The organism is Bradyrhizobium sp. LeoA1Lang, from assembly GCF_055413685.1.
Map to the genome: position 1 here is coordinate 67,096 of NZ_JBVAPG010000019.1, position 11,581 is coordinate 78,676.

Genomic DNA, 11,581 nt, shown 5'->3' on the forward strand with positions numbered 1-11,581 from the left:
GCCGCTTGCGGGGAGAGGTCGAAATTCAAGCGGAGCTTGAATTTCGGGTGAGGGGGAGCTTCCGCGAGTCCGTCTGTCACCGTGTTCGCGGAGCGAGCCCCTCACCCCAACCCTCTCAGAGCGAGCTCTGCTCGTCTCGGCCCCGTAAGAACGGGGCGAGGGAGAAAGGCCGTCACTTGGCGCGCGAGCGGGTCGCTCCCTGCGCGGCCTTCAGTGCGAATTCGATGAAGGCGCGGACTTTCGCCGGCGGATGGTGGCGCGAGGGATGCAGTGCGTAGAGCGGGAAGGTTTCGCCCGGCCAGTCCGGAAACAATTCGATGAGGCGGCCCGAGTCCAGCAGCGGCTGCACGCCGGTGGCCAGCAGTTGTGCGATCCCTGTGCCGGCGATGCATTCGTTGATCATCGTGCCGACGTCGGTCAGCACCAGCGCACCCGAGGTCTTCACCGGCAGCACTTTCTTGCCGGCGTGAAATTCCCATTCGAAGAGACGTCCGGACAGCGGATCAATGAACTGGATGCAGGAATGATCCTGCAGTTCGTTAGGATGCTTGGGACGGCCGTGCTTCCTAAGATAGCCGGGCGAGGCGACGGTCAGCACGCGCGTCTCCAGCAGTTTGCGCGCGATCAGCGTGCCGGCGGGAGGTTCGCCGAAGCGCATCGCCACGTCGATGCCATCGGCGACGAGATCGCCGACATGCTCGCGCGTGATCAATTCCAGCGTCAATTCCGGATGCTGGCGCAGGAAGCCGCCGATGCGGCCAGAGAGGATCACGCGCGAGAAATACGGATCGATGTCGACGCGCAGCCGGCCGCGGACGACCCCGGCCGATTTCGACGCGGTGCTCGCGGCGTCCTCGATCCCCGCCAGCAGTGGCGCCACCTGTTCATAGAAGCGGCGGCCTTCGTCGGTCAGCGCCACCGAGCGCGTGGTCCGATCGAACAGCCGCACGCCGACCCGCGCCTCAAGCCGCGCAGCCGCGCGGCTGACGCCTGAGGCGGTGATTCCAAGCGTATCGGCGGCGCGGGCAAAGCTTTTGGTCTGCACCACCGCCGCCAACACGCTGATTCCCGCCAGCAGGCGGCCGTCGAAGGGCATTGCTCCACCATGACTGTGTGTCAGTAATGATGGAGCGTGGTTGCGGCTGGATCAATAGCGAGTCTGTAGCCCGGGTGGAGCGCAGCGCAACCCGGGGACGCCGGTAACCGCCGAAACAGGTGTCCCGGGTTACGCTCTCGCTCCACCCGGGCTACGAATCATCCGAGCGGAGAGAGCGTCCCTCATGCCTTGCGTTTCGCGGCTTCCTGCAAATCAGGCGCGTTGACGGCGGGGATCGCGACACGGCCGGGGCCGGTATGCGCGAGTGCGGCGGCGGCTTTGTCGTTCTCCATGATCTTGGCCATCACGGCCTGGCCGGCGCGTTCGAAGATCGCGCGATTTTCGATCACGAATTTCTGCGACTTGCGCAGGCCGTCGATATAGCCGTTGATTTCGGGGATCACATAGCGCGCCACCAAGTCCCAGCTTCGCCTTGTGTTTTCCGGGTTGGCCCAGTCATGGGCGAAGCCGACGATGGTGCCGACGCCGCCGGAGACTTGCACCAGGTTCTTGATCATCTTCACGAGATCATCAGGCGTGCCGATGGTTGAGGCGGCGCCCTCCAAGAACGCGGTCTTGTCGACGGCCTCGTCCGGCGAGGAGAACGCGGTCAGTCCGGGCCGCATCAAAGTGCCGACATTATATTCGTTGTGCCAGCGCATCAGCCCGGCGCCGGCCTCGCGGCGCGCCTGCTCGCGCGTCTCGGCGATGTGCCAGGAGAGCAGCACCCGCCAGTTCGAGCGGCTCACAGTGGTGCCGGCCTTCTTGGCGGCGTCCTCGGCGAATTGCCATTGCTGCGGCAGCGCCATCAGGCCTTGCGTCGACATCGAGCCGAGCGAGATGATGCCGATGCCGTATTTGCCGGCGAGCGTCATGCCCGAGGGCGAGATCTGCGAGGCCACCACGAACGGCATGTCCTCCTGCAGGGGGAGGATCTGCAGCGCGGCGTCGTTCATCACGAACCAGTCGCTCTTGGCGGTGACTCGCTCGCCGTTGAACAGGCGGCGGATCACCGCGATCGCTTCGTCCTGGCGGTCGCGCTGGGTCATCGGGTCGATGCCGAGCGTGTGCGCGTCGGAGGCCAGCGCGCCCGGGCCGGAGCCGAAAATGGCGCGGCCGCCGGTCATGTAGTCGAGCTGCACCATGCGCTGGGCGACGTTGAAGGGATGGTGATAGGGCAGCGAGATCACGCCGGTGCCGAGCTTGATCCGCTTGGTGCGCTCGCCGGCGGCCGCCAGAAACATCTCCGGCGAGGCGATCATCTCCCAGCCTGAGGAGTGATGCTCGCCGCACCAGAACTCATCATAGCCGAGCTCGTCGAGCTGCTGGACGAAATCGAGGTCGCGGCGGAATTGCAGCAGCGGATGCTCGCCGATCGGGTGATGCGGGGCGAGGAAAGCTCCGAATTTCAGGCGCGCCATTGGGTGTTTTCTCCAGGATTATTGTTGTCGTTAGCGTTGCAGCAACCCTACGGGCAGGGCAGGTCCGGCGCAATGCTTCGAGCCCGCCGGGCCTGCATGGTTGTTGCGCAGGCGGCGCAGCTTGCCGCCGCCCGGAATTTCAGCCCCGTAGCCCGGGTGGAGCGCAGCGTAGCCCGGGACTGCTGCGTCCGCGGCGAACACACCCCGGGTTACGCTGCGCTCCACCCGGGCTACGGACTGCGAGACTTACCTCGGAGGTAATCGCCGGAATGAGTCGAATCTGTAGCTTGGGGGCACAACAGATTTTGAACGGAACGGCCCGCCATGCACCAGATCGTCACCTATGTCAGTGGCACTATGTCAGTGGATTCCTCGCGGCGCTGGTGGGTGTTGGCGACAGTGGTCGCCGCGCAATTCATGTTCGGGGTCGATGCCTTCATCGTCAATGTCGCGATCCCGACGATCGCGGTGGAGCTGCAGGCGAGCGCCGCCGAGATCGAAGCCGTCATCGCGATCTACCTGATCGCCTATGCGACGCTGGTGGTCACCGGCGGCCGGCTCGGCGACATCTACGGCACCAGGAACGTGTTCGTCGCCGGCGTTGCAGGCTTCAGTCTGGCGTCGCTGTGGTGCTGGCGACGCTGCATCTGTTGTTTGCCGATTCGGCGCGCGCCCGTGCCTTCGGCATCTACGGCATCGTGCTGGGCCTCTCGGGCGCCGCCGGCTTCCTGCTCGGCGGCGTGCTGGTGACGCTTGATCTCGCCGGGCTTGGCTGGCGCGCGGTGTTTTTCGTCAACGTGCCCTTCGGCATCGTGATCATTCTGGCCGCGCTCAGGATCATGCCGACGGTGCCGCATCGCGCCGGCACGCGGCTCGACATTCCCGGCGCGGTCGTGCTGTTTGCGGGATTGCTGTGCCTGATCGGGCCGCTGCTGTTCGGCCACGATGTGCACTGGTCGCCCTGGGTGTGGCTGGTGATGGCGGGCGGCGTTGCGATCATCGCCGCGTTCGTCCGGCTCGAGCGTGCGATCTCGCGCAGTGGCGGCATGCCGCTGATCGATCTCGCGCTGCTGGCTGACGCAGCCTTCATGCGCGGGCTGGTCGCGGTGTTCTTTTTCTTCTTCGCCAATCTCTCGTTCTATCTGATCATGACCATGTTCATGCAGAACGCGCTGCATATTCCGCCGCTTCAGGCTGGTCTCGTCTTTATGCCGGCCGCACTCACCTTCGTGGTCGCCTCGCGCCATAGCGGCGCGCGGGCCAGGCATCGCGGCACGCTGGTGCTGATCGAGGGCTGCGCGCTGCAGATCGCAGGCCTTGTCGCGATTGCCGCGACGGCAGCGCTGGTTGAGGCGCCTTCCGCGCTGTCGCTTGCGCTGGTGCTGATGATCTTCGGCTACGGGCAAGGATTGGTGATGGCGCCGCTCTCGAGTGCAGTGCTTTCGACGGTGAAACCTGCGAGCGCGGGTGCGGGTTCCGGCATGTACGGCACCACGGCGCAGATCGGAAATGCGGCCGGCGTGGCCGCAATTGGCGCGGTGTTCTTCGCGATCGAAGCCGCAGGCTCAGCGCGGCTGGCGCTGCATTCGGCATGCGCATTGTTTGGGCTGTCGATCATCATTTGCACCGCATTCCTGTCATGGATGCGGCGCGCAACATGATCACAAATTAATCTTGGATCACGAATTTACCGCCCGCCTCACGATTTCGCGGGGAATGACAGTATACGGACTTTTTATTTTGCGCTGCAGCAACTATGTGTTTGGCCGAGGCTGGTCGAAATCACCTCAGGAGTTGCTGTTGTCACTTGCCAAGAACATCGAGTTCCTAAGCCATCTGCCCCGGCTGAATGGATTCAATGGGTTTGCCGCCGTCTACCGGCGAAGCCTTGCACCTGATGTCGATAGTCCGCTGGTCGAGACCGCCGAGTTCGGATCGAATCCCGGCGCGCTGAAGATGTATTCGTTCGTGCCGGAAGGAATGCCGCGCGGCGCGGCGCTCGTGGTCGTGCTGCATGGCTGCGGCCAGACCGCGGCTGGTTACGATCTCGGTGCGGGCTGGTCGACGCTTGCGCGTCACTATGGTTTTGCGCTGCTGTTGCCGGAACAACAGCCGGCCAACAACGCAAACACCTGCTTCAACTGGTTCGATCCGCAGGACATCACACGCGGCAAGGGCGAGGCGGCCTCGATCCGTCAGATGATCGCGCGCATGGTCATCGATCACAAGCTCGATCCGCGCCGCATCTATATCACCGGGCTCTCCGCCGGCGGCGCCATGACATCGGTGATGCTCGCGACCTATCCGGATGTGTTCGCGGCAGGCGCGATCGTTGCCGGCCTGCCATTCGGCATCGCCAGCAATCTGCGCGAAGCCCTCAATGGCATGATGCAGGCGTCGTCGCGCACCGCCAATGAACTGGGCGATCTCGTGCGCGGCGCCTGGAAGCACGATGGTCCGTGGCCGAAGGTTTCGGTCTGGCACGGCAGTGCCGATCGCACCGTCAATCCCGGCAATGCCGACGCCATCGTCAGGCAATGGCTCGACGTGCACGGCTTGCCGGAGGCGCCGATGGCGGCAACGATGGTCGACGGCTATCCGCGCGAGGTCTGGTGGGATTCGAACGGCGAGACCATGGTCGAATCCTACACCATCACCGGCATGGCCCATGGCACGCCGCTCGGCATCGCCGCCAATGACGAGCGCTACGGCGAAGCCGGCGCCTTCCTGATCGAGGCCGGGATTTCGTCGTCCTATCATATCGCGAATTTCTTCGGCCTCACCGAACGGGCCCGCCGACCCGCGCCGGTTGCCAGAGAAGCCGCAAAGCCGGTGGTCAAGCCTGTGACCAAGCCGGTCGCGAAGGAGCCGGCAAAGCCGATGCCCTTGCCGCGCGCGACGCCCTCCCGTCAGGCTGCGCCGTCGTCACACAGCTTCCGCGGCCGCGCTCGCGAGATCAGCGATGTGATCACCCGGGCGCTGACTGCCGCCGGTTTGATGAAGTAATTCTGGCGCCGCGCCGATAAGCCGCGGCGTCGCTCACAGTTCGCCGGTGATGAACGGATTCGTCATCCGCTCCTGGCCGATGCTGGAGCCGGCGCCGTGGCCGCAGATGAAGCCGACGTCGTCGCCAAGCGGCAGCAATTTCTCCTTGATCGAGCTGATCAGCGTTTCGTGGCTGCCGCCGGGCAGGTCGGTGCGGCCGACCGAGCCGCTGAACAGGACGTCGCCGACATGGGCGAAGCGCAATTCCCTGTTGAAGAACACGATGCTGCCAGGCGAATGGCCGGGGCAATGCAGGATCTCGAAAGTGAGTTCGCCGATTGTGACCTGCTCGCCTTCCTCGAGCCAGCGGTCCGGCGCAAAATCGCGCACGCCGCTCATGCCGAAACGCGCGCCGCTGCTGACCACATTGTCGAGCAGATATTTGTCGGCGATATGCGGGCCCTCGATCGGCACCTTCAGCGCGTCGCGCAGTTCGGCCGCGCCGCCGACATGGTCGATATGGCCATGGGTGATCCAGATCTTCTCGACGCTGACGCCGGTCTGTTTGATCGCCTCTTGGATCTTCGGGACGTCCCCGCCGGGGTCGATCACGACCGCCTTCTTGGTCGGCTCGTGCCAGAGGATGGTGCAGTTCTGCTCGAACAGCGTCACCGGCACGATGATGGCGCCGGCCTTCGGTTTTGTTTCGGTTTTGTCATCCATGGCGGCACCTTATGCGCTGGGAAAATCGCGTCAACACGTCCCGGGAACGCCATGCGGTCGCGGGCCGGACTGTGATAGGATTGCACAGTTCTTGAACATGTAGTCTGTAAGAGGAATGGCATCCACCGTATCGGAACATCCCGTCAGCCAGGTTTCGCGGTCGCCGCTCGGAGGCCCGCGCACGACGGCCCGCGCCTTCTTTGTGGCCGAACGCCTGAACACATCGGGGCTGGAGCGCAGCGATGTGCTGGCGACGACGCCATTGGCATTCCGCGTCAATGAGAACGGTGTCGCGATCCTGTTCCGTTACGGCGTCGTGGTTCTGATCGGGCTGAATGCGCTGGAGGAGGAGGAGTTCCTGCGCGGGCTGCAGTCGCGCCTGGTCGCGCCGTTTGCGCGGCGCGAGGAGGAGAGCGCCACCATCGAGCTCGCCTCCGAGAAGGACGATCAAATTCCGCCGGGCGGGCCGATCTATCTGCAGAGCCTGTCGCCGGAGCGGCTGATCCTGGTCGGCGAGGCGCTGGCGAAAAGCGTCGTGCTGGCGCGGCATGAGCGCGAGGTCGCCGCGGTGTTCGACATGACCGAGCCATTCGCGCGCGACCTCGCCAAGAGCGGGCAGATCCATAGCGGCCGCGCCGCGATCCTGAAGCACATCGGCAACGCCTTGTCGGTTCGCCATCGCGTCTCGGGCCCGGTCGAAGTGTCCGAGAAGCCCGACATCCTCTGGGACAAGCCGCAGCTCGAGCGGCTCTACGCCCGGCTCGAGGACGAATACGAATTGAAGGAGCGCGCCGAATCGCTCAACCGCAAGCTCGCGGTCATCGCCGAGACCGCGCAGGTCCTGACCGATATCATCGACACCCGCCGCTCGCTGCGGCTCGAGATGATCATCGTCTTCCTGATCCTGTTCGAGGTGTTGATCACCATCTACCAGCTCGCGATCGGCCGCCACGTGTGATGTTCTCCCTCTCCCCGTTCTTACGGGGAGAGGGTAGGGTGAGGGGCTCTCTCCGCGATTCACGGCGATAGTTGTCATTGCGGAGGCTCCCCCTCACCCGGAATTCAAGCGCCGCTTGAATTCCGACCTCTCCCCGCAGGCGGGGCGAGGTGAAGCGGAGCTCGCGGCTCAATTTGTCCTCAACGAAATCTCGTGTGAACCCGCCATGCGTTAGCGTGTTGCCACGTTCAAGCCTGAATTGAAGGATCACGTGGCCCTATGGGCGATATTGACAAAGATTGGTGGCGGCGCGGCGTCTTCTATCAGGTGTATCCGCGCTCGTTTCAGGATTCCAACGGCGACGGGGTCGGGGACCTCAAGGGAATTTTGCGGCGGCTGCCGTATCTCCGAGAGCTTGGCGTCGACGCGTTCTGGCTGTCGCCGATCTATCCGTCGCCGATGGCCGATTTCGGCTACGATATTTCCGACTATACCGGCATCGATCCGCAGTTCGGCACGATGGAGGATTTCGACGCGCTGGTCGCGGCAGCCCACGACGCGGGGCTCAAGCTGATTCTCGATCTCGTGCCGAATCACACCTCGGACCAGCACCCCTGGTTCATCGAATCGCGAAGCTCGCGCGATAACCCCAAGCGCAACTGGTACATCTGGCGCGATCCGAAGCCGGGCGGCGGACCGCCGAACAATTGGCTGTCGGAATTCGGCGGCAGCGCCTGGGAATATGACAGCGAGAGCGGGCAATATTACTACCACGCCTTCCTGGCGCAGCAGCCTGACCTGAACTGGCGCAATCCGGAGGTCCGGGCGGCGATCTATGACGTGATGCGGTTCTGGCTCGGCAAGGGAGTCGACGGCTTCCGCGTCGACGTCATCTGGCATCTGATCAAGGACGCCAAGTTTCGCGACAACCCGCCCAACCCGCATTATCACGAGGGCCGGCCGCCGCATGAGAAGATTCTGACGCAATATTCCACCGACCAGGCGGAGGTGCACGAGGTGATCGCCGAGATGCGGCGCGTCACCGACGAATTCGATGGCCGCGTGCTGATCGGCGAGATCTATCTGCCGCTGCATCGCCTCGTCGCCTATTACGGCAACGATCTCACCGGCGCGCAAATGCCGTTCAACTTCGCGCTGTTGTCGACCTTGTGGAGCGCGCGCTCGATCGAGCGGATCATCGAGGATTATGAGAAGGCGCTGCCGCCGGGCGCATGGCCGAACTGGGTGCTCGGCAATCACGACCGTCCGCGAGTGGCGAGCCGGGTCGGGCCTGAGCAGGCCCGCGTCGCGGCCATGCTGCTGCTGACGCTGCGCGGCACGCCGACGCTCTATTACGGCGACGAGATCGGCATGCGCCAGGTTCCGATCGCGCCCAGTGAAGTGCGCGATCCCTTCGAGAGGAATGTGCCGGGTCTCGGCGTCGGCCGCGACGGTTGCCGCACGCCGATGCAATGGGATGCTGAGCCCAATGCCGGCTTCTCGACCGCAAAGCCCTGGCTGCCGCTCGCCCACGATGCATTGAGCGAAAACGTCGCCAGTCTCGGTGCCGACAAGACGTCGATCCTCAACCTGTACCAGGCGCTGATCGCGCTTCGGCGGCAATGGCCGCAGCTCGTGACCGGCAGCTATGAACGGGTCGCCGCGCAAGGCGACATCCTGCTCTATCGCCGGCGCGGCGAGGAGGGCGCGCTGATCGTGGCGCTGAACTTAGGGGCCGATCCAGCCGCGGTCACCTCGAGTGCGATTGCTTTCAACAGCGAAATCCTGCTGTCGACCTTCCTCGACCGCAAGGGCGAGGCGATCGAAAGCGTGCTCGAGCTGCGCGGCAATGAAGGCGTCATCATCGCGCCGCCGGGGCATCGAAATCATGATGCTCTCGATCTCGACGGGGGAGAGGTGAACCGCAGCGAGTGATCCGACGTCGGTCAGGCCGGGTGACCGCCGTTGTCGGCCTGATCGATATCGCTGCGTTTCAACAGGTAATCGAGCCCGCCCATCCTGTACCAGCGGTAGCCATAGGCTTCGAGCAATAGCCGGTGTTGGCCGCGTCCATTGGCGCGGCTGTGGTCCTCGGTGAGAAGACTGATCAGCAGCTTGCCGATGTCACCGGGAAGCCCGGCCGAAAACGCCACCTCGCGCGGCCTGTCATCGAGGTTATGGACGAACAGCACCGAATTGTTGCGCCAGTCATAGCGGATCACGAATATGGCAGGATCGCGCGTGTCGATGATGCTGAAATCGCCCCAGCCGACCTCCGGGACTTCCTTGCGCATGCGGATGATGCGTTCGGTCCAGTTCAGCATTGAATTCGGATCGCGGCGCTGCTTGGCGACGTTGACGTGCTCATAACCGTAAGGGCCGGTATCGATGACGGGCACGACCGGCCTGTCGCCCTTCGTGAATCCGGCATGTGGCTCCGTCGACCATTGCATCGGCGTGCGTGCGCAACCGCACTCGGGCAGATCGAGATTGTCGCCCATCGCGATCTCGTCGCCATAGCGGAAGACCGGGGTGCCCGGCAGCGTACACATCAAGCTGTAGGCAAGCTCGAGCCGGCGCCGGTCGCCCCCCAGCATCGGCGCGAGGCGGCGGCGGATGCCGCGATCGTAGAGTTGCATCTCCTTGTCGGGGCCGAATGCCCTGAACACAGTCTTGCGCTGCGCGTCGGTCAGGCGGCCGAGATCGAGTTCGTCATGGTTGCGCAGGAACAGGCCCCACTGGGCCGTCGCCGGACGCGGCTTTGTCGCCTCGAGCGCTCTTGCAAGCGGGCGCGAGTCGGCGGAGGCCAGCGCATAGAACAGATGCTGGTTGACCTGGAAATTGAACATCATGTGCATGCGGTCGCCATCGCTTCCGAAATACTCCAAGTCGGTTTTCGGCAGCACATTGGCTTCAGCCAGAATTATGGCGTCGCCCTCGCGCCATTGCAGGAATTCACGGAAGGCGCGCAGCATGTCGTATTGCTCGACCGGCTTCTTGACCTTTGGTCCCTTGGTCGCAATCACGAACGGCACTGCATCCATGCGGAAGCCGGAGACGCCAAGCTGGATCCAGAACCCCATGATCTTGAGGATCTCCGCCTGCACATGCGGATTGGATGTGTTGAGGTCCGGTTGGAAATCGTAGAAGCGATGGAAATACCAGGTGCCCGATTCCTTGTCCCTGCTCCAGGTCGACTTCTGCACGCCGGGAAACACCATGCCGGTGTCGGCGTTCGCGGGTTTTTTGTCGGACCAGACATACCAGTCGCGATACTGGGATTCCCTGTTCTTGCGCGCCTCGCGAAACCAGGGATGGTGGTCGGAGGTGTGGTTCACGACAAGGTCGATGATGACGCGGATGCCGCGTTGCTTGCAGCCATGGGTGAATTCGACGAAGTCTCCGAGCGTGCCATAGCGCGGATCGACGCCGTAATAGTCTGATATGTCGTAGCCGTCGTCGCGGCCTGGCGAGGGCTGAAAGGGCATCAGCCAGATCGCGGTGACGCCGAGGCCGTGCAGATAATCCAGCCGGCGCAACAGCCCCTTGAAGTCGCCAACGCCGTCGCCGTTCGCATCCATATAGGTGCCGACGGAAAGACAATAGATAACGCCGTTCTTGTACCAGAGGTCGTCGATCACAGGGCAGCCCTCCAGGTCCGCCCGGGTGATGCAGCGGCCGTCTGTTAAGCGGACAGAGCAGTTTGGGTTCCCGCCAATGGCCGTGTTGGGCGGTCCGCCGGAATCGGCTAGGTTATTGGAATGGAATCGTCCGCTCGCAACATCGCCCTTGTTCCGCCGCCGGACCGTCGCCAGTCGGAGACGGCGCTTGCGATCGCGCGCGGGACGGCGCGGCTGTTGCGCTCGCTCGGGTTCTCGTGCATCAGCGAATTGCCGCTGCCGTCGGGCCGGCGTGCCGATCTGGTGGCGCTGAACGAGCGCGGCGAGATCTGGATCGTCGAGATCAAGTCATCGCTAGAGGATTTGCGCGCCGACCAGAAATGGCAGGACTATCGCCTCCATTGCGACCGGCTGTTCTTTGCCTTCACGCAGGATCTGCCGTGCGAGATCTTTCCCGCCGACACCGGCCTGATCGTCGCCGACGCCTATGGCGCGCACCTGCATTGCGAAGCGCCGGAGCATCGCCTGCCGGCGCCGACCCGCAAGCTGATGACGCTGCGCTTCGCGATGGCCGCCGCGCAACGCTTCAACCGCCTGCTCGACCCGCAGGGGCATGCTGAGTTTTGATGTGGTGGCGTAGGGTGGGGCAAACCCAAAGCGGCGCCCCCACCGCGCCCCCGAGGGGTTTGCCACCCAAAGCAAATTCCACCAAAAAACCCCGCGCCCCCCATTGCCCCGGTAGCAGGAACCGGGGGCGGGGGGGGGTGGGGGGGGGCCCGGGGTGGCGGAAGGGGGGGGT

Annotated in this window: 8 protein-coding genes and 1 pseudogene; 5 read left to right on the forward strand and 4 right to left on the reverse strand. The window is 64.1% G+C overall.

The window, feature by feature from the left end:
• Window positions 1-172 precede the first annotated feature (172 nt).
• Window positions 173-1,096, reverse strand: coding sequence for a LysR family transcriptional regulator (locus ACZYOF_RS09765; protein ID WP_463715616.1), 924 nt, complete (start codon window positions 1,094-1,096; stop codon window positions 173-175).
• Window positions 1,097-1,278: 182 nt separating this feature from the next.
• Window positions 1,279-2,517, reverse strand: a complete 1,239-nt coding sequence (locus ACZYOF_RS09770; protein WP_463715617.1) for an LLM class flavin-dependent oxidoreductase — start codon at window positions 2,515-2,517, stop codon at window positions 1,279-1,281.
• Window positions 2,518-2,841: 324 nt separating this feature from the next.
• On the opposite strand from ACZYOF_RS09770, the pseudogene ACZYOF_RS09775 reads away from it, so the two are divergent.
• Window positions 2,842-4,178: pseudogene (locus ACZYOF_RS09775) on the forward strand (MFS transporter).
• Between the two features lie 139 nt (window positions 4,179-4,317).
• Window positions 4,318-5,523: an extracellular catalytic domain type 1 short-chain-length polyhydroxyalkanoate depolymerase gene (locus tag ACZYOF_RS09780; protein WP_463715618.1), complete on the forward strand. Its 1,206-nt coding sequence runs from the start codon at window positions 4,318-4,320 to the stop codon at window positions 5,521-5,523.
• A gap of 33 nt (window positions 5,524-5,556) precedes the next feature.
• Here the strand turns inward: ACZYOF_RS09780 and ACZYOF_RS09785 are convergent, their stop codons facing one another.
• Entirely contained in the window at window positions 5,557-6,225 is a 669-nt protein-coding gene (locus ACZYOF_RS09785) for an MBL fold metallo-hydrolase (RefSeq protein ID WP_463715619.1), read from the reverse strand.
• 115 nt (window positions 6,226-6,340) lie between these two features.
• Between ACZYOF_RS09785 and ACZYOF_RS09790 the strand changes: the two genes are divergently transcribed.
• Both ACZYOF_RS09790 and ACZYOF_RS09795 read left to right on the forward strand, forming a co-directional pair.
• Window positions 6,341-7,183: an RMD1 family protein gene (locus ACZYOF_RS09790; RefSeq protein ID WP_130583236.1), complete on the forward strand. Its 843-nt coding sequence runs from the start codon at window positions 6,341-6,343 to the stop codon at window positions 7,181-7,183.
• 258 nt (window positions 7,184-7,441) lie between these two features.
• Window positions 7,442-9,097 (forward strand): alpha-amylase family glycosyl hydrolase, encoded by a 1,656-nt coding sequence (locus ACZYOF_RS09795; protein ID WP_463715620.1) that lies wholly within the window; start codon window positions 7,442-7,444, stop codon window positions 9,095-9,097.
• An 11-nt stretch (window positions 9,098-9,108) separates the two neighbouring features.
• On the opposite strand, the gene ACZYOF_RS09800 is transcribed toward ACZYOF_RS09795, so the two are convergent.
• The gene (locus ACZYOF_RS09800; protein ID WP_463715621.1) at window positions 9,109-10,803 is read right to left on the reverse strand and encodes an alpha-amylase family protein; all 1,695 of its coding nucleotides are present in this window, start codon (window positions 10,801-10,803) and stop codon (window positions 9,109-9,111) included.
• Between the two features lie 120 nt (window positions 10,804-10,923).
• Between ACZYOF_RS09800 and ACZYOF_RS09805 the strand changes: the two genes are divergently transcribed.
• Window positions 10,924-11,409, forward strand: a complete 486-nt coding sequence (locus tag ACZYOF_RS09805) for an MmcB family DNA repair protein (protein WP_130583239.1) — start codon at window positions 10,924-10,926, stop codon at window positions 11,407-11,409.
• Window positions 11,410-11,581: the final 172 nt, after the last annotated feature.